Annotated in this window: 21 protein-coding genes and 1 pseudogene; 14 read left to right on the forward strand and 8 right to left on the reverse strand. The window is 48.8% G+C overall.

Going from position 1 to position 24,057, the window contains the following annotated elements; genetic code table 11:
* Positions 1-24 precede the first annotated feature (24 nt).
* From J2Z65_RS28075 to J2Z65_RS28110, 8 genes are all read left to right on the forward strand, one after another.
* Entirely contained in the window at positions 25-1,470 is a 1,446-nt protein-coding gene (locus J2Z65_RS28075; RefSeq protein ID WP_167068550.1) for a CoA-acylating methylmalonate-semialdehyde dehydrogenase, read from the forward strand.
* A gap of 43 nt (positions 1,471-1,513) precedes the next feature.
* On the forward strand, positions 1,514-2,392 hold the full coding sequence (gene fba / locus J2Z65_RS28080) for a class II fructose-1,6-bisphosphate aldolase (protein ID WP_167068547.1): 879 nt from the start codon (positions 1,514-1,516) through the stop codon (positions 2,390-2,392).
* Complete coding sequence (gene iolG, locus J2Z65_RS28085) at positions 2,389-3,432, forward strand: inositol 2-dehydrogenase (RefSeq protein WP_167068545.1); 1,044 nt, start codon at positions 2,389-2,391, stop codon at positions 3,430-3,432. Before fba ends, iolG begins: the two co-directional genes overlap by 4 nt.
* A gap of 24 nt (positions 3,433-3,456) precedes the next feature.
* Positions 3,457-4,275: a 5-deoxy-glucuronate isomerase gene (gene iolB, locus J2Z65_RS28090; RefSeq protein WP_167068542.1), complete on the forward strand. Its 819-nt coding sequence runs from the start codon at positions 3,457-3,459 to the stop codon at positions 4,273-4,275.
* An 83-nt stretch (positions 4,276-4,358) separates the two neighbouring features.
* Positions 4,359-5,369, forward strand: a complete 1,011-nt coding sequence (locus J2Z65_RS28095; protein WP_167068539.1) for a LacI family DNA-binding transcriptional regulator — start codon at positions 4,359-4,361, stop codon at positions 5,367-5,369.
* 227 nt (positions 5,370-5,596) lie between these two features.
* Positions 5,597-6,505, forward strand: coding sequence for a formylglycine-generating enzyme family protein (locus J2Z65_RS28100; RefSeq protein ID WP_338111830.1), 909 nt, complete (start codon positions 5,597-5,599; stop codon positions 6,503-6,505).
* Between the two features lie 541 nt (positions 6,506-7,046).
* Positions 7,047-7,949 (forward strand): polysaccharide deacetylase family protein, encoded by a 903-nt coding sequence (locus J2Z65_RS28105; RefSeq protein ID WP_167068532.1) that lies wholly within the window; start codon positions 7,047-7,049, stop codon positions 7,947-7,949.
* Between the two features lie 171 nt (positions 7,950-8,120).
* Positions 8,121-9,272, forward strand: coding sequence for a Gfo/Idh/MocA family protein (locus J2Z65_RS28110; protein ID WP_167068529.1), 1,152 nt, complete (start codon positions 8,121-8,123; stop codon positions 9,270-9,272).
* A gap of 20 nt (positions 9,273-9,292) precedes the next feature.
* On the opposite strand, the gene J2Z65_RS28115 is transcribed toward J2Z65_RS28110, so the two are convergent.
* The 3 genes from J2Z65_RS28115 to J2Z65_RS28125 all read right to left on the reverse strand — a co-directional run bounded on the left by J2Z65_RS28115 (position 9,293) and on the right by J2Z65_RS28125 (position 11,241).
* Positions 9,293-10,168, reverse strand: coding sequence for an AraC family transcriptional regulator (locus J2Z65_RS28115; RefSeq protein ID WP_240160080.1), 876 nt, complete (start codon positions 10,166-10,168; stop codon positions 9,293-9,295).
* Positions 10,169-10,266: 98 nt separating this feature from the next.
* Positions 10,267-11,022, reverse strand: a complete 756-nt coding sequence (locus J2Z65_RS28120) for a hypothetical protein (RefSeq protein WP_167068526.1) — start codon at positions 11,020-11,022, stop codon at positions 10,267-10,269.
* Positions 11,023-11,064: 42 nt separating this feature from the next.
* Positions 11,065-11,241 (reverse strand): hypothetical protein, encoded by a 177-nt coding sequence (locus J2Z65_RS28125; protein WP_167068523.1) that lies wholly within the window; start codon positions 11,239-11,241, stop codon positions 11,065-11,067.
* Between the two features lie 201 nt (positions 11,242-11,442).
* Here J2Z65_RS28125 and J2Z65_RS28130 point away from each other — a divergent pair, with 201 nt between their 5' ends.
* The 3 genes from J2Z65_RS28130 to trhA all read left to right on the forward strand — a co-directional run bounded on the left by J2Z65_RS28130 (position 11,443) and on the right by trhA (position 13,919).
* Positions 11,443-12,537: a glycosyltransferase family 2 protein gene (locus J2Z65_RS28130; protein ID WP_167068520.1), complete on the forward strand. Its 1,095-nt coding sequence runs from the start codon at positions 11,443-11,445 to the stop codon at positions 12,535-12,537.
* Positions 12,534-13,166, forward strand: coding sequence for a glycerol-3-phosphate acyltransferase (locus J2Z65_RS28135; protein ID WP_167068517.1), 633 nt, complete (start codon positions 12,534-12,536; stop codon positions 13,164-13,166). Before J2Z65_RS28130 ends, J2Z65_RS28135 begins: the two co-directional genes overlap by 4 nt.
* A gap of 108 nt (positions 13,167-13,274) precedes the next feature.
* Positions 13,275-13,919, forward strand: a complete 645-nt coding sequence (gene trhA / locus J2Z65_RS28140) for a PAQR family membrane homeostasis protein TrhA (protein WP_167068514.1) — start codon at positions 13,275-13,277, stop codon at positions 13,917-13,919.
* 1 nt (position 13,920) lies between these two features.
* On the opposite strand, the pseudogene J2Z65_RS28145 reads toward trhA, so the two are convergent.
* Positions 13,921-14,262 (reverse strand): annotated as a pseudogene (locus tag J2Z65_RS28145) (UxaA family hydrolase); the annotation flags it as partial.
* A 155-nt stretch (positions 14,263-14,417) separates the two neighbouring features.
* Between J2Z65_RS28145 and J2Z65_RS28150 the strand changes: the two are divergent.
* Positions 14,418-15,827, forward strand: a complete 1,410-nt coding sequence (locus tag J2Z65_RS28150) for a HEAT repeat domain-containing protein (RefSeq protein WP_167068511.1) — start codon at positions 14,418-14,420, stop codon at positions 15,825-15,827.
* A gap of 71 nt (positions 15,828-15,898) precedes the next feature.
* On the opposite strand, the gene J2Z65_RS28155 is transcribed toward J2Z65_RS28150, so the two are convergent.
* The 4 genes from J2Z65_RS28155 to J2Z65_RS28170 all read right to left on the reverse strand — a co-directional run bounded on the left by J2Z65_RS28155 (position 15,899) and on the right by J2Z65_RS28170 (position 22,679).
* The gene (locus J2Z65_RS28155) at positions 15,899-16,762 is read right to left on the reverse strand and encodes an AraC family transcriptional regulator (protein WP_167068508.1); all 864 of its coding nucleotides are present in this window, start codon (positions 16,760-16,762) and stop codon (positions 15,899-15,901) included.
* A gap of 101 nt (positions 16,763-16,863) precedes the next feature.
* Positions 16,864-18,132, reverse strand: a complete 1,269-nt coding sequence (gene uraA / locus J2Z65_RS28160) for a uracil permease (protein WP_167068503.1) — start codon at positions 18,130-18,132, stop codon at positions 16,864-16,866.
* A 66-nt stretch (positions 18,133-18,198) separates the two neighbouring features.
* A complete protein-coding gene (locus tag J2Z65_RS28165) occupies positions 18,199-21,111 on the reverse strand; it encodes a DEAD/DEAH box helicase (RefSeq protein ID WP_167068500.1) in 2,913 nt (970 codons plus the stop codon).
* On the reverse strand, positions 21,108-22,679 hold the full coding sequence (locus tag J2Z65_RS28170; protein ID WP_167068497.1) for an SWIM zinc finger family protein: 1,572 nt from the start codon (positions 22,677-22,679) through the stop codon (positions 21,108-21,110). The genes J2Z65_RS28165 and J2Z65_RS28170 overlap by 4 nt, the downstream gene beginning before the upstream one ends.
* A 128-nt stretch (positions 22,680-22,807) precedes the next feature.
* Between J2Z65_RS28170 and J2Z65_RS28175 the strand changes: the two genes are divergently transcribed.
* Positions 22,808-23,500: a polysaccharide deacetylase family protein gene (locus J2Z65_RS28175; protein WP_167068495.1), complete on the forward strand. Its 693-nt coding sequence runs from the start codon at positions 22,808-22,810 to the stop codon at positions 23,498-23,500.
* A gap of 95 nt (positions 23,501-23,595) precedes the next feature.
* Positions 23,596-23,973, forward strand: coding sequence for a hypothetical protein (locus J2Z65_RS28180; RefSeq protein WP_167068492.1), 378 nt, complete (start codon positions 23,596-23,598; stop codon positions 23,971-23,973).
* The last annotated feature ends 84 nt before the right edge of the window (positions 23,974-24,057 follow it).

The following is a 24,057-nucleotide window of genomic DNA, read 5'->3' on the forward strand; positions in this document are numbered from 1 at the left end:
GCAACAATGAAGGGGGAACCAACAATGACACAAGTATTGAAAAACTTAATTGGCGGAGCATGGGTAGAATCAACTGCAACGCAAAACGAAGCCGTGATGAATCCGGCAACCGAAGAAGTAATCGCTTATGTGCCATTTTCAACAAAAGAGGATGTGGATCAAGCCGTTCAAGCGGCAAACGCTGCTTTTAAAACTTGGAGCGCTACACCTGTTCCGCGCAGAGCCCGTGTACTGTTCAAATACCAGCAGCTGCTAGTAGAGCATTGGGAAGAACTGGCGCGCCTCGTGACCAAAGAGAACGGTAAAAGCTACACGGAAGCATACGGTGAAGTGCTTCGCGGCATTGAGTGCGTCGAATTCGCGGCAGGTGCGCCGAATCTGATGATGGGCAAGCAGCTTCCGGATATCGCAACGGGATTGGAGTCCGGCATGTATCGCTACCCAGTCGGTGTAGTTGGCGGTATTACACCTTTCAACTTCCCGATGATGGTGCCTTGCTGGATGTTCCCGCTGGCGATTGCCTGCGGCAATACGTTTGTTTTGAAGCCGTCCGAGCGGACGCCGCTGCTTGCCAACCGTTTGGCTGAGCTGTTTATGGAAGCTGGTCTGCCTGAAGGCGTACTGAACATTGTTCATGGTGCCCACGATGTGGTGAACGGCATTTTGGAACATAAGGACATTAAGGCGGTTTCTTTCGTAGGTTCGCAGCCTATCGCTGAATATGTTTACAAAACGGCTTCCGCACACGGGAAACGGGTGCAGGCGCTGGCTGGCGCAAAAAACCATTCTATCGTTCTGCCGGATGCAAATCTGGATCTGACGGTTAAAGAAATTATTAATGCTTCATTCGGATCAGCAGGCGAACGCTGTATGGCGTGCTCGGTTGTAGTTGCCGTTGGGGATGTGGGAGATAAACTGGTTGAAAAGCTAGTTGAAGCAGCGGACAAAATTACGATCGGTAACGGCAATGAGGAAGGCATTTTCCTTGGTCCAGTTATTCGAGGACCGCATAAGGAGCGCACGCTTCAATACATTCAGACCGGTGAGCAAGAAGGCGCACTGCTGTTGCGCGACGGACGCAAAGATGCGGCTTCCGGCGGAGAAGGTTATTTCGTTGGACCAACGATTTTTGACAACGTGCAATGTGATATGAAAATTTGGAAAGATGAAATTTTTGCGCCTGTGCTTTCTATTGTGCGGGTAGATTCTCTGGAGGAAGCCATTGATTTGGCTAATCGCTCGGATTTTGCAAATGGCGCTTGCATCTTTACGGATAGCGGAAGCGCTGTAAGACAATTCCGGGATACGATTGATGCGGGCATGCTTGGCGTCAACCTCGGCGTACCGGCTCCGATGGCGTTCTTCCCATTCTCAGGCTGGAAGAAATCATTCTATGGCGATCTTCATGCGAACGGCACGGATGGCGTTGAATTTTATACACGTAAGAAAATGGTAACAGCCCGCTGGTAATAGAAGTTAAAGACATGTAGGAGATCGAGAAGGAGTGGAAGGCATGGCGCTGGTTTCGATGAAAGATATGCTGCAAAACGCACTCAAAGATCAGTATGCCGTTGGGCAGTTTAATTTGAATAACTTGGAGTTTACACAAGCAATCCTGCAGGCGGCACAAGAAGAAAAGGCACCTGTCATTCTCGGTGTCAGCGAGCCGTACATCCCTTATATGGGTGGTCTTCCTTGCATTGTCGGGATGGTCAATTCGCTTATCGAGCATTATGGCATTACGGTTCCGGTCGCACTTCACTTGGATCATGGCTCAACTTATGAAGTGTGCGTACGGGCGATTCACGCCGGGTTTACCTCTGTCATGATCGACGCTTCGCACCATTCGTTGGAAGCCAACATCGAAGTGACCCAACGGGTCACTCAAATGGCTCATGTCCTTGGGGCAACCGTTGAAGCAGAGCTCGGCAGAATTACCGGACGAGAGGACGACTTAATCGTAGATGAAGCCGAAGGAATGTATGCGGTGACGGAGGACTGCGTCAAACTGGTGTATCAAACAGGGATTGATTGTTTAGCGCCTGCTCTAGGTTCCGTACACGGGCCTTACCGGGGGCAGCCAAAGCTGGGTTTTGACCGGATGGGTGAAATTCAGCGGTTAACCGGTTTGCCGCTTGTTCTGCACGGCGGCAGCGGACTGCCGGAGAGCGAAATTCGGCAAGCGATTGATTTGGGGACGTCTAAAATCAATGTCAATACAGATAACCAGGCGGCTTGCACAGCGGCAATTCGCAGTTTTTTACAAGAGCATCCGGAAGCTTACGACCCACGCAATTATTTGATCCCGGCGCGGGAAGCGATCAAGGCTTCAGTAAAAGCGAAAATACGTTTGTTTGGCAGCGATGGTAAAGCGGGAGGGAACGTACAATGAAGAAGATCAGAGTTGGCATCATCGGTGCGGGACGCATCGGAAAAATTCATACCGATAATTTGTTGAAATTGCCGCAGGTTGAAGTTGTTGCGGTTAGTGATTTATTTGCCGGGGCGGAGCTGGAGGCTTGGGCAGCGGAGAGAGGCATCGATCAAGTCGTCCAGGACAGTCAGGTGTTAATTGCCAATCCCGATATTGATGCTGTGTTTATTTGTTCGTCAACAGATACGCATGTCCCGCTTATTAAGCAAGCGGCGCAGGCGGGTAAGCATATTTTTTGTGAAAAGCCGGTCTCCATGGACATTATACAGACTGAAGAAGCGCTGGATGTAGTGCGTCAAGCGGGCGTTCAGCTGCAAATCGGGTTCAATCGCCGGTTCGATCATAACTTTAAACGGGTGCGCGACCATGTTCAGAACGGAACCATCGGACAACCGCATATTGTGAAAATCACATCACGCGACCCGAATCCTCCGCATCCGGATTATATTAAAGTCTCCGGCGGTATTTTCATGGATATGATGATCCATGACTTTGATATGGCCCGATTCGTAACCGGCAGCGAAGTGGAGGAAGTCTATGCACAGGGGAATGTGCTGATCAATCCGGTCTTCGCGGAGCATGGCGATGTCGATACGGCGATTGTAACGCTTCGTTTTGCAAACGGGGCACTCGGCGTCATTGATAACAGCCGTCAAGCGGTGTACGGGTACGATCAACGGGTGGAAGTATTCGGCTCCAAAGGCAGTGTCGCCGTAACCAACGATCATCCGAATACAGCGGAAATTTCTACAGCGGAAGGCATCATGCGAGATAAACCGCTGCATTTCTTCCTGGAGCGTTACAATGCAGCTTATATAGAGGAAACTCAAATGTTCATTCATAGCTTGGTGAATGGTCATGCGCTCCCTGTCGAAGGATTTGATGGGCTGCAAGCTGAACGCATTGCGCTGGCTGCTAAATTCTCCAGCATACTTAAGCGTCCGGTGAAGATCAGTGAAATCAGCGAGCTGCGTTCTCAGCAGCCCGTAGCTCAATAATGCAAGAGGAAGGCAGGGGACAGCATGTCGGATTCAAATCTGATCGTAAAAGCTCATGAGGCTGATAAGGAGGGCGTTGTCCTAACCGTAACGCCCGAATCTGCCGGATGGGAGTATGTAGGGTTCCAGGTTGTCAAGCTTGCAGAAGGCCAAGTTTTGCGCCGTGAAACAGGCAGTAATGAATTCTGTCTCGTTCTATTAAGCGGGAAAGCGGATGTTTCCACCAAGCTCCAAACCTGGCAAGGCATCGGCGAGCGGATGAGCGTGTTTGAGAAAATTCCGCCCTATTCCGTATATGTGCCGAACGACGATGTATATGAGGTTCGAGCGCTTACGGACGTCGAGTTGGCGGTTTGCGCCGCACCAGGCTTTGGCCGTTATCCGGCCAGACTGATCGAGCCATCTCAGGTTGGCGTCGAGGCTCGCGGGTATGGCAACATCGAGCGGAGAATTCATAATATACTCCCCGAACAAGAGTCTGCTGACAGCCTGCTTGTTGTGGAAGTCTTCACACCGGATGGACATTGGTCCAGCTACCCGCCGCACAAGCATGATCGGGATGCGCTTCCCGAAGAATCGTTGCTGGAGGAGACGTATTACTTCCACGTTCAGCCTCAGCAGGGCTTTGCCATTCAACGGGTGTACACGGACGATCGCTCACTGGATGAGACGCTTGTTGTGCGTGATGGCCAAACTGTATTGGTACCGAAAGGCTACCATCCCGTTTGTGCGCCTCCAGGGTATGAAGTTTACTATTTGAATGTCATGGCGGGCCCTACGCGGACATGGAAGTTCCATAATGATCCCGATCATGCCTGGCTGATGACGAAGCCTCGCGAATAATGGCTGCACCCACGGGTTGCAAGTTGGGGGCCTTCTGAGCATAATAGAGACTAATGTGGAAGAACCAACGATGGGAGAAGCAAATGAAGGCAACCATATATGATGTAGCCCGTGAAGCCGGAGTATCGATAGCCGCCGTTTCGCAGGTGATCAACGGAAAAGGTAAAATTAGCGAAGAGCGGCGCAATGAAATTTTTCTCGTTATGGAACGGTTGAATTATCGGCCAAGCGTCATCGCAGCAGCCTTGACCGGCAAAAAAACATTCACGTTAGGGCTGCTTGTCCCTGATATTTCTAATCCTTTTTTCGCCGAAATCGCGCATGCGGTTGAAGATCAAGGACACAAGCTCGGATACAGCATCGTCATCTGCTCCACGCATAATGAAGATGATCGGGTAGAGCGGTATCTGACGCTGCTGCAGCAAAAAAGCGTGGACGGCATGATCATTGGTACCGGAATGGACAATTTGGATCTGCTGACCCCCTTAGTGGATAAGTCGATTCCGATTGTTTCCATCGCTAGGGAGATGGCGAGTCCCTATGTGCAGACCGTACATGTCGGGGATTTCGATGGAGGCAAATTGGCAGCGCAGCATTTGCTGGAGCTCGGTCATACCCGGATTGCAGTGCTTGCCGAGCATCTGAAGGTGAGCTCCTCCCGGGAACGGATTCGCGGTTTCCGCGAGGCGTTAACGGTCGCCGGTCTTGAGCTCCCGGAAGCCTCGGTGAAGTCCGGCGGTTTCGATCTGCTGCGGGACGGCAAGCGCCAAGCGCTAGAATTGCTTCAGCAGGAGGAGCGTCCTTCGGCGCTCTTTTGCTGTAATGACTTGCTGGCCATCGGCGCACTCCAGGCAGCTAAAGCTTTAGGTCTGCGCGTGCCGGAGGATGTGTCGATTGTCGGCTTCGACGACACCATTTTGGCGTCCGTTACAGACCCGCCTTTGACAACGATCGCTCAGCCAATTGAGGCGATGGGGAAGCTTGCTGTTGATCTTTTGATCGCGCAGCTCGCGAATCCTACTGAGGCTAAGCTGGAACAGGTGCTCAAGCCAGAACTGGTTATACGGAAGTCTACCGCAGCGTTAAGCGAGTAAAGCAGAGCGTTAGGCCATTGAACTAGGAAGGACCAGTCGATTGTTGTCGACTGGTTCTTTCTTGTTCGCTTGGAAGGTGATATTCTTGTCTTATAGAATCGTATGTCATTTTATTGCTAAGTGAAGAGGGGGAGCTTTTTTTGGAATCTAATAAGTCCTGTTGTTCAGCAAGTCGAGATACAGCATCACAAGTTCACACGGACACTTCGACTCCGACTCCGGCTGCTATCGAGGCACCGTCACCGACGAAAGACTCTATCGTAAGCCAAGCTTTGGACAAATCGAGCATGATCTATTTGAACGGCGGCACGTTCCTGATGGGGACGGACGACCAGGAAGGATTCCCTGCTGATGGAGAAGGACCGGTACGAGAAGTAACGATCAAGCCTTTTTATATAGATCCGTGTACGGTAACCAATGCGGAATTCAAGCAATTCGTCGATCAAACAGGGTATCGGACAGAAGCGGAAGCATTCGGTTGGTCCTTTGTTTTTCACCTCTTTGTGTCGGAAGCTACGGCCCAGAAGGTCAAATCCGCCGTGCAGCAAACACCATGGTGGTGGGTTGTCGAGGGGGCTGATTGGCAGCATCCGGAAGGACCTGATTCCAATGTGGAAGAGCGCTGGGATCATCCGGTTATTCATGTCTCCTATCAGGATGCGCTCGCTTACTGCAAATGGTCTGGCAAGCGTCTTCCTACAGAAGCCGAATGGGAGTTTGCAGCTCGGGGCGGTCTAGTGCAGAAGCGCTACCCTTGGGGGGACGAGTTGAAGCCGGGCGGCAAGCATATGTGTAATATTTGGCAGGGGAAATTCCCGATCAAAAATAACGCCAGCGACGGATATGCGGGGACAGCGCCGGTTAGAGCATTCGAACCTAACGGCTATGGCTTGTATAACGTTTCGGGTAACGTATGGGAGTGGTGCTCGGACTGGTTCAGCCCGGACCACCATATCAAAGCCAAACGGGTGAACCCTACAGGACCTTCATCCGGCCAAGCCCGCGTTATGCGCGGAGGCTCCTACTTGTGCCACAAATCGTACTGCAACCGGTACCGGGTAGCTGCACGGAGCAAGAACACACCGGACAGCTCAACAGGAAATATCGGATTCCGCTGTGCGGCTGATGCCCAGTAAAGTTTTCATTTTTTGTTTGTGCAGTCTACAATAATGCTTTCTCCTTAGGAGGTTTGGCTTACTGTGATCAAGTGTAGAAATTGTTCCAAAACGACTGATCTGCAATTGCATAGGTGTACTCACTGCGGAGTAGTGCTGGGATACTCGGTTGCAGAAAAATTCGATATTCTCGCGGAATCTGTTGAGCATGCACTAAAAAAGGAATTGGAAGCCAGAAGAAAAATGAAGCATTAATAGACAAGAAGATCATGTGGAAAGAATCCCCTTTGCGGCAACTTTGCCGACAAGGGTTTTTTTTCATGCGGTTTTTTTGTCTTTCTGAAGCTTGATGATTAACCCGATGGCCTATGCGAAAATCGTTTACTGGAAGTCGGGTAGTCAGGTGTGCGCAGTATCAAACTTCATCCTTAAGTGGCGGGTAGACGAGCGTAATCGTCATTTTCAAGTTCTGTCCAACGATCCGCCTTGCATATGATGAATTGAACCAGACTGTACAAGCAGGCTGGTTATCTTTGTATCAATACGGGGAGGGCGCGGTCGATTGAATACATTAATCCTCTGTCTATTGCTTGTACTTGGCTCATGGACGAATCCGCAAAACCAAGAAGCACAGTTATCGCATGTTTGCTCCACTCATTATGAAAGCGCATTCAATCGCCCGCCAATGGATACGAAGGTGATTCACTACACGGGCCAAGCCCTCTTTCTCGTGTATCATCATCTGGATGAAGAAGAGTCCTTCGTGACGATTTCCCCTGCCAAATTTAATCAGCATCTGCAGCTATTGAAGGACAAACATTACAATGTCATTTCGGTTGAAGACTATGCGTGTTTTCTTGAGAAGCGGGGGACGATTCCTCCGAATGCTGTAGTGATTACGTTCGACGACGGGTATCGGTCTTTTTATGAGAAGGCTTATCCACTGCTGAAAAAGATGGGATATCCGGCAACGAATTTTGTCGTTGTGAGCTATCTAGACACCGACTATCCGTCTTTACCGTTTCTGACTTGGCAGCAAATGAAGGAAATGAAACGCGATGGTTTTAGCTTTTATTCGCATACGTACAACCTTCATCAGAAAAAGGCCGGCGAGTCAGGGAGTCTCGTGCCAATGCTGACCAATCGCATTTACCTGACACAAGATCAGAGGTTGGAGACCGAGGAGGAGCGCAAGAAAAGAGTCATGGAGGATCTTTTTACGGCGGACTGGATGCTTAAAACGCAGCTCGGCAATGAGCTTTCCATGCTCTGCTTTCCATATGGATATTACACTCAAACCAACATAGACGAAGCGCAAGATCTCGGCATCCGTTATTTTTTCACTACGAAGGAAGGAATCAATTCGGGCGAAAGCAGAGAAATTTACCGGTTGAATATGGGGATGCCCTATGTCAATGCAGATGTGTTTGCGAACAAGCTTCAGAGCTATGATCGTAAAAAATAGCGGATATGCCATCGATAGGGAACTCTGTTATGCCATTTTGCCAATTGGGCATAAATCATAGCTGAGCGGGTAGTCAAACCGCAAAATAGTCGTATTTTTTCACAAGATGCGCGTACATTTGAAAGGGGAATTTTGGTAAGCTTGAACCAATAAGCCGAAGGGGGAAAATAAATGCTGAAAGTAGCGATAATCGGTGCAGGGGCGATTTCTACCTCGCATATCGAAGCGTATTTACAATTTCCGGAGCGTTGCCAGATTGTGGCGATTAGCGATATTTATGTGGACAAGGCGCAGGAGAGAATTGATCATTACGGGCTGAAGGCCAAAGCCGTGAAAGATTATAAAGAGCTGCTTACAGCGGAGATTGATCTTGTTTCCATCTGTACACCCCCCTATACGCATGCCTCATTGGCGGTTGAATTTATGGAGGCTAACACGCATGTTATGGTGGAAAAGCCTATGGCGTCCTCCCTTGAAGAATGCGATATGATGAATGATGCTTCGCGTCGTACGGGTAAGCTGTTGTCTGTTGTGGCTCAAAATCGGTTCAAAACGCCGATGATGAAAATGAAATCGGTTCTGGAAAGCGGACTTATGGGGAAGATCCTGCATGTCCAAGTCGATTCGTTCTGGTGGCGGGGCTATTCGTACTATGATCTTTGGTGGCGCGGCACATGGGAGAAAGAGGGCGGAGGTCCTACGCTGAACCACGCCGTGCATCATATTGACGCTTTACTGTGGATGATGGGCAGCCCGAGTGAAGTGCAGGCATTTATGAGTAATGTCGCTCATGATAATGCCGAGGTTGAAGATCTTTCGATCGGCTTGCTGCGCTATGCGAATGGATCGCTGGGTCAACTGACCAGTTCAGTCGTTCATCACGGGGAAGAGCAGCAGTTGATCTTCCAAGGCGCCAAAGCGCGTGTGTCAACACCCTGGAAGGTGAAGGCGTCCAATTCGAAATCGAATGGCTTTCCTGAGCCGAATCCAGAACTGGAGTCACAGCTGCAAGCTTACTATGATGTCTTGCCGGAAGTCGCATATGAAGGACACGCGGGCCAAATTGATAATGTGCTTACTGCGATTGAAACTGGCTCGCCCCTCTTAATCGATGGTATTAGCGGCAGGCAAACGCTTGAATTCATTACCGCCATTTATAAATCGGCCAGCACGGGACAGTTGGTGAAATTCCCGATCGGTCCGGAGGATGCCTTCTATACGCGTGAAGGAGTCCAAGCGAATGCGACCCATTTCTATGAAAAAAAGAAGTCGATCGAAAACTTTGCAGCGACGACCATTACGACTGGAAGCACGTATAAATAGGGATGCCGAGTCAGGCAAAACTAACGCTGCTTCTGCCACTGTAAGCGGAATTGATGAGGCGTGCTGCCCATACGGCTTTTAAACGTTTTGCAGAAGTGGGAACAGTTGGAAATACCGATGGCTTCGCCGATTTGAGCAATTGACTGTTCGCTAGAAGTAAGCAGCATGACCGCCTGCTGCATTCTGCGTGCTGTCACATACTCGGAAATGCTGTTTCCCGTGCACTCTTTGAACAAGTGAGATAAGTGATAAGGGGACAGATGAAGCTCACTAGCCATATGCTCAAGGCGAAGCGGCTCCGTGTAATGCCCTTCGAGCCAGCTCAGTATGCGCTCGGCCTGGTGCTTGTGGCGAGTGGGTCCGGAGTCGAACTGTACTTCGCTTCGTTCCCATATTTGCCGAAAAGCACGAAAAAAAGCGATCAGGAATAAAGAGAATTCCTCAACAGAGTCATTCTTGGACAAACTCGGAATTTTCTCATGTAAACTTGAAAGAAGGGAAAGCAGCGACGCCGGCTCGCCAATATTGTAAATGCACGGGGCGGGCAGCTTGCTGGTGTGCATTTGCTTAAAAAAAGCGAGCAAGCTCGGCCATTTCTCAAAATAGGATTCATATAAAAATGGCTCAAAATGCACAATGGAGCGGATGAACCGGATGTCGGGATTCATTTGAATATGATGAAGCTGATAAGGTTGGAAGACACACAGCATGCCTGCTCTTACTTCATAGCTTTTTTGATCAACGATCAATATGCCCTGACCTTCGTGAACAAAAAGAATTTCAACGCCTTTATGAGCATGAAAAGTGCCATGAAACTGATCGGTGCCGATCGTTTGGCGGCGATAGGCAAAGTAGAGCGCACTCTCGCTGATACTTAGATTTTGCATAAATGACATAGGAAGCACATCCCCCTGCTGCGCAAGCAGCGTAAAAGAGCTTAATCCCAGCATAAGAATGCTGACGGATTAAGCTTTTTTGAATGAGGTAGAGCGGGTTACTCCGCCGTTACCTTTTGTAATTTTGCAGGATTATTGATCTTGTAGGGCACAGGATGTTTACTAAGCTTCTTCGCAACGATTTTACATTCAAAAGTGATGGTATCTCCGATTTCGAGCTCCAGCTTTTTCAGCGTATTGCTGTGGCTTGACCAGGCAGTGCCGATCTCCATTGCGGGGTCCGTAATGGAAACTGCTTCATAGATGATGACTTCATCGTCATTATCGGAGAAATTGTTCGGTACGGTCGTGAATTCTTGGACTGTCGCAATCATTTTCACTTTATCTTCCGGCAGCTCTAGCTTAGGCGCCTTTTCTTTTTTCGCTTTTTCCTTCGGCTGTTTAGTTTTTGGAGCTTTAACTTCCTCGGCTGCTTGTCCGGTAAGGGTGTTGTCAACTGCCGGGGATTCCACGACAGCCGTCGCTTCGGCTTCCGTCTCTGCCACTTCCGCCCCTGTAGCGTCTTCTGCTGCTGCCGTAAGTCTTTGGCTATAATTGGCCGCCTGCATCTCCTTCAGATAAGAGGGGTGAATACAGTGCAGCTGTTTATTGTCGAATTCAATAACAGCGGTCATTTTATCTACGAAGCCGACGATGCCGCAGGGCAAATTCATGCCGCCCGCTTTGTAGTAAAATGCTTTTGTTTTGGCCGCTTTCTCGGAAAGCAACCCCCATTCCTTACACTGTTCCAGCTGCTCGGTTTCATCTTCGAAGGTCGTGTATGTTTGGGGTTGGATGGTGAATGCATGAATCATGTTCGGTGCCGCCTTTCTTTGAATCTATGGAATAAGAGATCTTTATTCTTCTAAGCGATAGTCATCGGTTTTCTCGCCGTCTTCCCAAATCTCAACGAACAGGGCTTCGCTGTTTTCGAAATCAGCGGGCTTCAGAGACAATGCTTTCTCCTCGTCTGTACCAACATAAACATTTTCCATTTCTTCGCCGTCGAAAGAGAGGATGACGTATATTTTCATGCCAGATTGCCTCCAATAGTTTGATATGGATTATTATAACACAATCGCTGAAATGTTCGCAGGAGGTGACAAGATCCTCAAATCCCATGGCTTAAAATTTCCTGACCGTTCATATACATCAATACAAGCTGGATCTCCATAATTGAACGAGGATTACTCCATGCAGAGAATGTGCGGATAGCGATAGAGGAGGTTTCTAGGATGGTGGTTGCGTTGATTTGCGTAATCGGGTGTCTTTCCGGCTTTTTGCTTTTCAGGAAAAATGCGCTTCGAGCAGGCTATGTACCAGGTGCGGAAAAAGTGAAGCTGTCGGTCATTATTCCGGCCAGGAATGAATCGTGCAATTTGCCTCATCTGCTCCATGCGCTCAAGATACAAACCTTAGAACCTTTTGAGATCATCGTGGTGGATGACTTTTCAGAGGATGATACGAAGGAGATTGCGGAAGGCTACGGGGTTACTGTCGTTTCAAATCCCAGTCTTCCGCAAGGCTGGACCGGTAAAAACTGGGCCGTCTGGAACGGCTATTTGCATGCCACCGGAGATATGATCGCCTTTCTGGATGCCGACATCCGGTTGGTGCCTAGGGCATTGGAGTCGTTGATTATGGCAAGACATAAAGCCGGTGGCGTCATCTCCGTTGTACCTTATCACTATACGGTGAAGTTCGTAGAAAGGCTTGCTCTTATCTTTAATTTCTTGGGGGTGTTTGCGTTTACCTCGCCGTTTGAGAGAGACAACCCCAATAAGGGTCTGTACGGATCCTGTATTTTAACGACTAGAGAAGATTACGAAAAAATTAATGGACATGAGAGCATTAAAGATGAGATGTTGGACGATCTGAATCTGGGAGCAGCTTTTCGCAAAGCGGGCATCGATGTCACGAATTTCATCGGATATGGCCTCGTTTCCTTTCGTATGTATGCGCAGGGGATAAAAAGCCAGATTCAAGGCTTCGGTAAAGGCGCTGTATTGGGCACATCCAAGCTGAAGAGCGGTACCATTGTCCTCATTGCTTGTTGGGTTGTCGGACTGATTGTTTCGGAAACCTTCTTTTTATTTATCAACACATCCTGGTGGCTGCCTTTATTCATGGGCTATCTGCTTTATACGCTTCAGCTCTTCTATTTCGTCAGATATGTGGGTGTGTTTGGATTCCTCATGCCTGTCCTGCACATATTCTCGACGTTATTTTTTATCGCGGTCATGCTGTACTCCGCTTATCAGGTTGTGTTTCTCGGTCATGTAGCATGGAAAGGAAGGCAAGTTAAGGTAGGAAGCAGGCGGGAGCTATGACCCTTGTATGGATGGTTTGCGCTTTCTTATCAGGCTCATTGATGTTTTCTTATTGGCTTGGACTCATGGCCAGGCACAATCTTAAAGACGTTGGAGATGGAAATCCAGGCGCATTAAATTTGTGGAAAGCAGCGGGATATCAAATAGGGATTGCAGGCATTGTTCTTGATTTTTTAAAAGGGTACCTGATTCTCGGCTGGATCTTGGGATTTAACTTGGAAAACGCGCGTGTTCAGGGCTACGCATTGATACCCATTGCACTTGCGCCAATTTTCGGGCATGCGTTTTCGCCGTTTCTGAAGGGAAAGGGAGGCAAAGCGATCGCGGTCACGTTCGGTGTTTGGAGCGCGCTGACGAAGTTTGAAGCTTCACTGGCATTAGCGGTGATTTTGGCTGTGTGCATGGCGGTTGCAAAGGCGCTGGTCAGAGGCCGTTCCACATCCCCAGCAGCAGACGCTATACAGGTGGCGCTCGGCATGCTGCTATTAGGCGTGTATTTATACCTGAGCGGATATAGGGAAGCGATTCTATGGGTGTGGTTAGGAAACTTTGCGTTGATATCGATTAAGCATCGAAAGGAGCTTGCTTCTTTTTGGAAGAGGAAGCAGTCTGAGCACGCCGGCGAATAGCAAGCCTTGGCTTCAGCAGCAAGCAAAAGGGGTCACTTCGATCTGATTACATACTAGTCCCGACTAAGGGGAAATCTAGGAAATAATCAGAAAGGAGTGACCCTTAGCATGGATAAAAGCCTTCACTTAAAGGAGGAGCGCTTAAATGCCTTGAGCCACGGAATTGGCGCGGCGCTTAGCGCCTTCGGACTCGTGCTGCTGCTTCAACGCGCCGTAATGTTCGAAGATTTTGCTTATACGGTAAGCAATGCGATTTACGGCTTATCCTTTTGCATGGTGTATTTGTCATCGACACTCCTGCATTGTTCTCGCTCGCGCAAATGGGGAGAGCGTTTTGAAATGCTGGACCATGCCGCCATTTTTATCGCCATCGCTGGTTCATACACGCCATTCCTCATGATTACGCTGCAAGGCACATTGGGTTACTCCATGCTGATGCTGATCTGGGCGCTCGCTTTGGGGGGCGTGCGTTATATCAAGTTTATTATTCGGCGTTTTATCCCTTGGGGACTGCTGCTGTACTTACTGCTCGCAGGTTTCATGGCTTCCTTAATATCACCATTGCAGGGAAGGCTGCCTCAGATGGCTATCACTTGGATCATAGCAGGCGTCGTTCTGTACATGATCGGGTTAGTATTTTTTCTATGGCGGAAATTACGCTATCATCATCTTGTTTGGCATGTGTTCGTCGTTGCCGGCAGCAGCTGTCATTTTATTGTGGTGTATACGTATGTGATGCCGGCTGTTCTTTAAGTTATAAGCTAGGGCCGATCCGGTTAATGCTAAATTCCTGATGTCCAAGAATTTCTGATTTGGTTAGTTTGCCTTCAGCTACGTCGCTGATTTCTTGCCAAATGCGTTCGCCGGCTTGCTCTAAATGCAAGGTGCCGGCAAGCATTTCACTCACATCCACATCCATATTATCTTCCATGTTCGAATAGGTGAATTTGTTCACTGTGATTTTTACCACCGGGACGACGGTTGCGCCTGTTGGCGTTCCACGGCCTGTCGTGAAACAGACGATATGCGCTCCCCCAGCGGCCATACCGGATACGCATTCAATATCGTTGCCCGGCGAATCCATAAAATATAGACCGTGCTCTTAAGTAACCGAAACGTTTCAATCGTTGGCATCACGCTATCTTAGTTTTGTGCTAGCTATGATTAAGAATGTCTATTAAGTTTCTCAATCGTCTTTTTTATAATAAGCGTATGTTACAGCATTCCATTCACGCTAAGGAGGCAGAAACTATGCAGGAGCAACAACCATTATTATTGACTGACGAGCAAATGAGAGAATTTATTACAAACGGGTGTCTTATTCTTAAAACAGACTTTTCTCGCGCGTTTCACGCCAATCTGCTTGAGCAATTAAACACGGTGTACGCGGAAGAGGGAAATCCCGGCAACAATTTGCTGCCCCGCATCCGGGAACTGCAAAAAGTTTTTGATCATCCCGTTGTTACTGGCGCATTAACAAGCGTACTAGGTCCGAACTATATGATGCATGCGCACAGACACGGACATTTCAATGCGCTGCCTACTGCGGGTGGTTGGCATAAGGATAGCTATTGGGGATATGACCGCGTGCGTAATCATCACCCGAACTGGGCCATGATTATGTATTTTCCGCAGGATACGCCTGTTGATTTGGGACCGACTGGTATTATGCCGGGCACGCAAAATCATCAGAAACGGGCATTCGAATCCAATGAACACCCAGGTGAAGTATTGGCAAGCGGGGAGGCTGGCACATTCGCGTTGATTCACTACGATATTTGGCACCGCTCCACTCCGAATATTTTGGGAGAGCCGCGCTACATGCTGAAGTTCGAATTCATGCGCACCGAGATGCCAAAGCAGCCGAGCTGGAATAATCAAGAGCGCGAATGGAAAAGACCAGCCAACTTGCTTGCTCCGCTCGCAGAGCACGATATCATGTGGGAAGAGACATGGAACTGGTTATCCGGGGAAGTAGGCAGCTTGGCTGGAACAGCTTCGTCAGATCCGCAGCAAATTCAGGAATTGGCGGATAAACTGAGCGGATCTGAGCCTGTTGCAATCAATGCGTCCTATGATCTCGCGCGCAGAGGGCAGCTCGGCGCAAATGCTTTGCTGGCTGGTCTCCTTAGCGATGACGTAAATGTATCCCGAATTTCCGCTTACGGCCTGTCCGTTTCGGGAAGCGAGGCGGTTGACGGGTTGATTGCCGCGCTGAACCATGAGAATGTCAATACAGTTACGCATGCTGTTTTCGCTTTGGGAGAACTGAGCGGGTTAGCCGTTAAAGCTGTTCCTGCCTTAACGAAGCTGCTTGATCATCCGGAGGATAAAATCCGCTGCGCCGTTGTGGATGCACTTGGATTTATGGAATCGCCGGTAAATGACGTAGTTTCCAGTTTGACCCGTGGTCTTCAGGATTCGAATGCGCAGGTTCGCTTTATGGCCAGTTTGTCTTTGTCCCGCCTTGGTGCTGCGGCAGAGGCTGCTGTTCCACAATTGGAAATCGCGCTGGACGACGAGAACAGGTACGTCCGTGCCCATGCTGCGGAATCGTTGAACTACATTGGCACGGAGCGGGCCAAGAACTCGCTAATCAGATTCCTGTTGAACAACCGCTGGTGTTCAACAACGACGAAGGCGAACGCTTTTTATCCATAAAACATATTTGACGCCGGCTTATTAAAGGGCCGTCTCTCAGCCAATCTTTCTGGCGAGGGACGGCCCCTTATTTATAAAGATTCATTATGTTCAATGGCTTTTGGCCTTAAATCTCGGAAAGCCGTTGGTTTAAATCCGGTTTGCTCACGGAACATGCGGGAAAAATACGATAATTCCATCCCAAGCGCATCAGCGATTTGCGAAACGTTTAGTTCGGACGTCATCAGCAAATCTTTGGCTTTTTCCGAACGCAGATGATTCATGTATTGAATAGGCGAGTAGCCCGTAAATTGCTTGAATGCATTGATGAAATAATTCGGATGATAATGCGCAATCCGGGACAGTGTGTCAACGGACACATTCTCGGCGATATGCTGCTCCATGTAAAGCAGCACTTTGTTCATTTTCTCAAACGTAGGCGTTGAGGTCAGGTTGAGCTTGACAGATGGATTCTGCTCAATAAAATCCGCAATAAAAGTCATCAGAATCGAGTAGGCCCGAAATTCCGAGGTTAAACTGTCACTCTGACTGTATGCGATCATCTGCTCAAAAGCCTGCTTCAGCTCTTCAGGGTTTTGAATTTTCATGCAAGGCGAAGTTTGCAAAATTTGAAACAGATCCAAATCCCCGATTTTCGCCGTGAAATGGCACCAGTATTTCCCGAAGGTATTGTCGCTTATCGTTCCATACGCTTGGTCGCTGCCGGCAGGAAGCAAGTACATCTCCCCAGGTTTCGGGTAATAGGTCTTGTCCCCGATCTTCAGATAGCCTTCACCTTCGCAGATGACATATAGCCGGTTAAATGGACAAGAGGGGTTCTCATCCTGCCATGATTTTTGGACTTTGGTGTAAGCCGCATAGGATAAATCCAGCTTCGCTTTGGCGAGATACTTCTTCCAAAATGTGCGTTCACTTGCGTTCATGCCTGTCTTCATGGCGTATATTCCTTTCACGAATATCCGGGTTTGCGGCTGATCTCGTCCGATAGCGGACGCCAGTTCCCTTCATGTGCAAGATTGCCTCATCTGGTGAGGCGTTACTCGTTTGAAAGCTTTAACTTATCCAGCAGCTTGAAAAACAAGCTGAGTACAATAGCGACAATGGTGGCAAGCGCCATGCCCTTCAGTTCAAAATGACCGAGCTTCAGTGATGCACCGCTAAGACCGATGACAAGTACAGTCGTTGTCAGAATCAGATTGACCGGTTTGGCATAATCAACTTTCGTTTCTACGAGCATACGAATACCGGAAGCGGCAATGATACCGAACAACAGCATCGATACTCCGCCCATGACCGCCGTAGGAATGGTTTGAATTAGGGCTGAGATTTTCCCGACAAAAGAGAGAATAACCGCCAAGATCGCAGCTCCGCCAATCACCCAGACGGAATACACGCGGCTGATCGCCATAACACCGATGTTCTCGCCGTAAGTTGTATTTGGCGTTGACCCCACTAAAGAGGAAAGCATGGTTGAGATCCCGTTTCCAAGTAAAGATCTGCTCAGTCCAGGGTCTTTGGATAAATCTTTACCCACCATATTGCTAGTTACAATCAAGTGGCCAATATGCTCCGCAATGACAACTAACGCTGCAGGCGCGATGATTAAAATACTAGCTACATCGAAAGTTGGCGAGTAGAAAGTAGGGAGTCTGAGCCACTCAGCAGCACTTAAAGTTTCTTGAATATGTACTAAGCCGAGAAGTGCTGCAAGCAAGTAACCTAGGATAATAGCGACAAGAATCGGGATGACCTTCAAAAGCCCGCGAAAAACAATGGAACCAACCACGCCTATCAAAAAGGTGAATACGGAGACGGTAATCACGGTCATATCGGGAACCCAGGCTTCCTTGGCATCTGCCGGAGCAATGATGCCGGCCATAGAGGCTGCTGTAGGCACTAACTCTAACCCGATGACGGACACGATAGCCCCCATCGCCGCTGGTGGAAATACGACATCAATCCAGCGTGTCCCTACGAAGCGAATTAATATCGCGATGATCGTGAAGATCAAACCGACAACGAGGAACCCACCTAAAGCCGAACTGTAGCCCTTCGATTCTAGGACGACGAAAACAGGTGAGAGAAAGGCGAAGCTGGACCCCAGGAAAGCGGGGATTTTCCCTTTTGTAATAAAAATATATAGCAGGGTGCCGATCCCATTCATTAATAGAATCGTTGCTGGATCGACATGAAACAAAATGGGAACCAGCACTGTGGAGCCAAACATCGCAAATAAATGTTGTAAGCTCAGGGGAATGCTTTCGCCTATGGAAGGGCGTTCATCAACTTGAATGATACGAGACACGTGTTAACTCCCTTTCTGTAACTTCTCGTTCGATATCTTATCATAAATCGCGCTCGCAGGTAACCCTTACCATTCCTTGCGCAGGGCAAACAGATCATGAAGCTCTTCGTTGGAGAGCTCGGTAATCCAGGCTTCCGACGTGGAAATGACGTTTTCGCTCAGGCTCATTTTGCTTTCGAGCATTTCATCGATTTTCTCCTCTAGAGTGCCCAGAGATATAAATTTGTGTACCTGCACATTCCTTTTCTGTCCCATTCGATAGGCACGGTCTGTCGCCTGATTTTCCACCGCTGGATTCCACCAACGGTCAAAGTGGAACACATGGTTCGCTGCGGTCAAATTGAGACCGACACCGCCAGCTTTCAGAGATAAAATAAAGATACCGGGCCCGCCAGAGGCTTGGAACGTGTCAATCATTTTATCGCGTTCTTGCTTAGGCGTGCTGCCGTTTAGGTACAAGACGGGTTCGTCCCGCTCTGCCTGCAAAATGTCAGCCAACAGCTTGCCCATGCTGACATACTGCGTGAAGATCAGGCAGGAGTCGCCTTCATCCCGCAGCTCGCCAACCATGGCAACAAGCCGTTCCAGCTTCGCGGAGCGCGTTACGAAGGCTTCGCGGATTTCTTCGGCGAGCAGGCTCTCCTCGGAAAGCGGTGCTTCCTTGGTCAGCAGCACCGGATGGTCGCATAACTGCTTAAGCTGGGTTAACGCCGACAGGATCGCGCCTTTACGCTCCATGCCCTCCAGCTTTTGCATGCGTTCCATGAGGTTTTTGACCGCTTGTTCGTAAAGCGCGCCTTGCTCGGCGGTCAAGTTCAAGTAGACCTTCATCTCCTGCTTCTCCGGTAAATCGAGCTGGATTGCAGGATCGTTCTTTTTCCGGCGCAGCATAAAAGGTTTGACGAGCTTCTGCAGTTGAAGCGTACGCTCTTCGTCCTGATGTTTCTCGATCGGATTGGCGAAACGATGTTGAAAGCCGCGCTGGTTTCCCAGATAGCCGGGGTTCAGGAAATCGTAGATCGACCAAAGCTCCGACAAACGATTCTCAATCGGTGTGCCCGTCAGGGCGATCCGGTGCTTTGCTTTAAGCGAACGGACGGCTGCGGATTGCTTGTTTTGAGCGTTTTTAATATTTTGCGCTTCATCTAAACAAAGGGCACTCCATACCGTCTCCTGCAATGTTTCCTGCTCCATCAAAGCGGTTGTATAAGAGGTCAGCACAATATCAGTGTCTTGTAGAACTTCAGAAAGCGCAGCGCCGCTTAAACGTCCTTTCCCGTAATAAAGCAGAACCTTGAGATCCGGGGCAAAACGGAGCAGCTCTTTCTGCCAGTTGCCAAGGACCGAGGTAGGGCAAATCAAGAGAGCAGGCTGCTCGGATTCGGCTTGGTGATGCAGCAAATACGTAATAAATTGAATGGTTTTGCCAAGGCCCATATCATCGGCTAAGCAAGCGCCGAGCCCGAACTTTCGCAGGTAGGTTAGCCATGTAAAGCCTTCCTGCTGGTAACTGCGCAGTTCAGCCCGCAATCCAGCTGGAACCGGAATATCCTGCAGCTCCGAAGGCTGTCCAAGCTGACGCAAAAGCCCCATGAGATGACCGTTCAATTCAACTTCCAGTTTGATTCGTTCTTCATGCTCAGCTTCATCTTCCGCCGTTTGGCTTCCTTTTGGCGAGTTCTCCTGCTCCGATTCACTGAGCAGGTGCAGCTGGAAAATATCAAGCAAAGACAATCCTTCTTGCGGGTCAACGCTGGCCATCAATCTGCGTATCTGCTCAAGCAGTGCCGGGTCCAAATAGACCCATTGCCCGCGGAAGCGGATGAGGCGCTCATTGCGCGAAAGCAGCGCGGCGAATTCCGCCTCGCTTAGGTCGGCTTCACCAATAGCAATTCGCCAGTCGAAGTCAACCAAGGCGTTCAGTCCGAAAAGCGACTGGCCTTTGCCTCCCGCCTCCGAGGACACCTTCGCGCGAAGCCGCGGTTTTCGTTTGGAGGCAGACTCCCACCAGCCAGGCAGCATGACGTTCCAACCGCCGTCTAATAAGTACCGGCTGTCTGTCGTTAAGAAAGTCCAAGCCGCTTCGTCGCTTAACGGTTTAGACAAGAGCTCTGTACCGCTGCTTCCGCTAGGCAGAGCTTCGGCCAGTCGTGCTGCCCAACCGGCAGAACGTTCCAGCACATAAGGGCCCCAGCTGCTGTCCCACGTACCTGCAGCCGTTCCGTCTACAGTGAGGCGAATCGGCGTTAGGACGGAGCGATCCTGTTTGTCCTGGAGCACCAGATGGAGACGCCATGTGTCGTCATCTTCGTCCGGCTCCAGCAGCTGCAATGCAGGACGGAAGGGGGCTGTGTCCGGCCGCCAGCCAAGGGATGCGAGCCATTCTTCCTCCGTCAACGCGGAGGAAGAAGCCGATTTTTGGAACAGCGCGGGATAATCCCTGCGGAGATCAGAGAGTGCGGCCTCGCTTGCATAATGCTCCGCTGTGACAAGAGCAGAGAACGCGGCACGCAGGCCGGCAGAGCCCTGACCAAGAGGGTCGAGGCTTTGGAAAGCCGTCCAATCAAATGCTTTTAGCGCATCAGACTCCGCATCCCACGTCCATCCCAAAGCTCCTCTACGGAAGTCGTGCAAGCTGGGCACATAGCGGCCTGCCTTTGCTTCTTGATAGAGAGGAGGTGCGGCTTCAAGCATGGCTTTCATAGCGGTATTCCCATTGTCCATGTTCAGGATGTCCATAAACCCTGGCTCCGCAAAGAAGGGGAGCACCATTTCCGCCGGGAGAACGACTACCGCGATGTCTCCAGCCTGCTGCAGCTCCAAAGAGGTTCCATAATAGGACGGTTCGTGCCATGCGAACAACAGGTTCCGCAGCTTGTCGCCAGGCACTTCGCGCTCGTCCAGGAGCCCCCAGAATAATGCGTCGCCGCTCTCTGTAAGTGTCATATTAACTGTTAAATCATGCAATATTGCGTTCATCCGAGCAGCTTCCCTTTCCTGAGTTCCTCTTGCAGAGCCCGCAGCCTGCTGTGCCGTTCCACGAAACTAGTCATAAACGTTTCCCAGTGGCCCGGCTGCTTCATCTTTTTGTACACTTTTTCCAGTCTCTTCAGCAGCTTGACAGCAGCCTTGTAATCGTGGCGGTTTTTGAGGCCTACATAGTGGTTCACGGCTTGATGGTAGTAGGGCAGAAGCAGTTGCGGCGCTTCTTTCTCAATTGGCTGGAGCACGCTGACCCGGTGAAAAAGCGGATCATGCCCTTGAAGAATTTGCATCTCCAGCCAAGCCTTCCATTTGCCCTGCTCATAGAGAACGTTTTCGATGAGAGAATAGGAGCGGGGGAGAAGACTCTCGAAAATTTTCCACATCATCGCCTCAGCTTCTGGGAAATGTACGACAGCATTTTGCCAATATTTCGCGTAGGTCTCGAGCTCACGAGTTCGCGGGTTATTGAAGAACACCGCGGTTTGGACTAACCAATTAACGAGTTCTTTCCAGTCCAGAATTTCCTTTAGATGGTCTAAGAAACCGATGAAAAGATAGGCTGGCGTTTCCTTAAAGGACGGACATGCTTCGAAAGAAGCCCAAGCTTCCTTCGATTTTGATTGCATCAGTAATAAGTAAGCTTTCGCCGCTGAACGTGATGGTGTTAACGTGCTGCTATCTTCGATGGATTCTGTCTCTATCGCTTCAATTTCTTTAGGGGCAAAAGAGAGCGCTGCCGTTTCATTGGCGGCCATCCATTGCTTCCAAAGAGCCGTATATACGCCAAATTCCTGGTAGCTGTGACCGGATTGCTCAGCCATCTGCGCTCTGACATAAGCGAAAGTCGTTTCAAGGCGCTCATCTGATTCGGCAAGAGCTAATCGTGAAGCAAACTCCTTCAACCAGTTCAAAATATCATCGTAAACTTTGTACACGGCGGAAGACGTAAAGAAGCTGCTTCCTCCTTGTATGTTCTGCTCTTTTATTTTTCTCAAAAGAAATAACTCCTGATGCAGATCAAAAAAGGCTTGATCCCGATCGGAAAAAGGTATCGTAAACTTGCTTAACATGCTCAGTTGATAGCGCAACTGCTGAGCGTAAATACCCTGATCATACGTTGGTTTAATCGAGACCGTGTATTGATCCATAAACGAGTGCCAGCCAAATACCGGCATCGCCGGCAATTGATGAATGGCAGATTCGGACGTAGCGAGCGCTGCGGCGCGTTTGAGCTGCATTTTCGCATTCATAATTTGGGTTGCCGGGTAACCGAGACGATCCGCAAGCTCCATCATGACCGCAGCCTGATGCTTGCAAGAGCTATGAACGGGACACGTGCAGCTGCCTTCTCTGAACTTGTTTAAGTTGAGGGAAACACGATAAGAGTCAGATCCATCCACTTTTGCTTGCACCAGACGAGCCTCAGTAATGTTTAGAGATACGACCTGACCCTGTTTAAAATAAGTAAACCCCCGACTAAGGGTTACATCCGTGTAAGCATCAGCAACATATTCGAGCAGCTTCAACCACTCGGCATCATTTAAAACGGGAGAAGAACTCATAGGATAGCTCCTTGCTAAAAAATAGAGGTTCTAATAACCTTATTAGTATAAATAGTGAAGCGAATAATGTAAATTTTGTTTATTGCTTGAGTCATTATTTTTGAAAAAAAGGAAGGATTGGTGAATAAATGAGAAAAAGATTAGTCATAATTGGAATAGGACTATTAGCCGTTATTCTTCTATTATTTTGTACATATAAATGGATGAATGCCAGAAGTTTTCAGGCTTTTGGCGGGTTAACCAGTCATGTCGTGACGAATAAAAAGGTAGTAGCATTAACTTTCGATGATGGTCCGACCGAAAATACGGCGTCAATTTTATCCCTGTTGGGTAAATATCAGGCAAAGGCTACTTTTTTTCTAATAGGAAGTGAGCTTCAGAAGAATAGAGAAGCTGGAGAGCAGATCGCCAAGGCAGGGCATCAAATTGGGAATCACACCTATTCGCATAAGCGGATGGTATTCAAAAAACCGTCTTTTATCAGAGATGAAATCGAAAAAACAAACCAGCTCATACGCGAGACTGGCTATGAAGGTGAAATCGATTTTCGTCCGCCAAACGGTAAAAAATTGATTGGTTTACCTTATTATTTACATAAGCAGCATATTCAAACGATAACATGGAATTTGGAGCCGGACACGAATTTGAGTACACCTTCTGACAAAGTGAATGAAGTAATTCAGCACGTTAAACCCGGTTCAATCATTTTGCTGCATCCTATGTACGATAAGTCGGAGCTTCTTGTGATTGAAGGCGTTTTAGATGCTTTGACGAAGGAAGGCTATACCTTTGTGACAGTCAATGACCTACAAAATAGTTAATATCCATTCAGCATGAGGCTCATTGACAAAAGATACTGTAACAATTATAATTACAGTATAGCTAGTGAATACAATAACGCTAAAGGCGGTGCTGGATGATGAACTATCAAATCAGTGATTGGGTTACAGCCACTACGAATCAAGATGAAATGTTGCATGGGTATGTAGAATCCATGGATGTACTTGGAGGTTTGACTCGCATTTACGTGATTGCATCCGACCGTGAGTCAACGATAGGTAAGGTCATGGAAGTCAGTAACCAGGATGTCAAAAAACTACCGGTAAGTTCACTGGATATAGAAGAACAAGTGAGAAGCTTGATCGATGTTTCTCTTGCTGTTCGAGATGAAATGTGGTTCCTTGAATTGACTGGAAAACTACTCGCTATTCAACAAAATGAGTCCAAGCGCAGCGAGCGAGATGTTCTTCCGTCTCTTGTGTTCAAAAACCGTTTAGGCGTTGATCAGCTATAATGAAAAGCCAATTCATTCGACATTGATGACCATGTCAGATGGATTGGCTTTTTTTGGCTTTTTAATTTCCCACTCATGATAGTC

Origin of the sequence: Paenibacillus aceris (assembly GCF_017874035.1) — a bacterium.
GTDB classification, from domain to species: domain Bacteria; phylum Bacillota; class Bacilli; order Paenibacillales; family NBRC-103111; genus Paenibacillus_E; species Paenibacillus_E aceris.

What these genes read in the sequence shown, in the direction of transcription:
- iolG (WP_167068545.1), top strand. Translation starts at nt 2,389, where the DNA reads ATGAAGAAGATCAGAGTTGGCATCATCGGTGCGGGACGCATCGGAAAA.
- J2Z65_RS28165 (WP_167068500.1), bottom strand. Translation starts at nt 21,111, where the DNA reads ATGAACGCAATATTGCATGATTTAACAGTTAATATGACACTTACAGAG.
- J2Z65_RS28125 (WP_167068523.1), bottom strand. Translation starts at nt 11,241, where the DNA reads ATGAAAATATACGTCATCCTCTCTTTCGACGGCGAAGAAATGGAAAAT.
- J2Z65_RS28075 (WP_167068550.1), top strand. Translation starts at nt 25, where the DNA reads ATGACACAAGTATTGAAAAACTTAATTGGCGGAGCATGGGTAGAATCA.
- J2Z65_RS28150 (WP_167068511.1), top strand. Translation starts at nt 14,418, where the DNA reads ATGCAGGAGCAACAACCATTATTATTGACTGACGAGCAAATGAGAGAA.
- J2Z65_RS28155 (WP_167068508.1), bottom strand. Translation starts at nt 16,762, where the DNA reads ATGAAGACAGGCATGAACGCAAGTGAACGCACATTTTGGAAGAAGTAT.
- J2Z65_RS28170 (WP_167068497.1), bottom strand. Translation starts at nt 22,679, where the DNA reads ATGAGTTCTTCTCCCGTTTTAAATGATGCCGAGTGGTTGAAGCTGCTC.
- iolB (WP_167068542.1), top strand. Translation starts at nt 3,457, where the DNA reads ATGTCGGATTCAAATCTGATCGTAAAAGCTCATGAGGCTGATAAGGAG.
- J2Z65_RS28130 (WP_167068520.1), top strand. Translation starts at nt 11,443, where the DNA reads ATGGTGGTTGCGTTGATTTGCGTAATCGGGTGTCTTTCCGGCTTTTTG.
- J2Z65_RS28120 (WP_167068526.1), bottom strand. Translation starts at nt 11,022, where the DNA reads ATGATTCATGCATTCACCATCCAACCCCAAACATACACGACCTTCGAA.
- J2Z65_RS28110 (WP_167068529.1), top strand. Translation starts at nt 8,121, where the DNA reads ATGCTGAAAGTAGCGATAATCGGTGCAGGGGCGATTTCTACCTCGCAT.
- J2Z65_RS28135 (WP_167068517.1), top strand. Translation starts at nt 12,534, where the DNA reads ATGACCCTTGTATGGATGGTTTGCGCTTTCTTATCAGGCTCATTGATG.
- trhA (WP_167068514.1), top strand. Translation starts at nt 13,275, where the DNA reads ATGGATAAAAGCCTTCACTTAAAGGAGGAGCGCTTAAATGCCTTGAGC.
- J2Z65_RS28115 (WP_240160080.1), bottom strand. Translation starts at nt 10,168, where the DNA reads ATGTCATTTATGCAAAATCTAAGTATCAGCGAGAGTGCGCTCTACTTT.
- J2Z65_RS28095 (WP_167068539.1), top strand. Translation starts at nt 4,359, where the DNA reads ATGAAGGCAACCATATATGATGTAGCCCGTGAAGCCGGAGTATCGATA.
- fba (WP_167068547.1), top strand. Translation starts at nt 1,514, where the DNA reads ATGGCGCTGGTTTCGATGAAAGATATGCTGCAAAACGCACTCAAAGAT.
- J2Z65_RS28180 (WP_167068492.1), top strand. Translation starts at nt 23,596, where the DNA reads ATGATGAACTATCAAATCAGTGATTGGGTTACAGCCACTACGAATCAA.
- J2Z65_RS28175 (WP_167068495.1), top strand. Translation starts at nt 22,808, where the DNA reads ATGAGAAAAAGATTAGTCATAATTGGAATAGGACTATTAGCCGTTATT.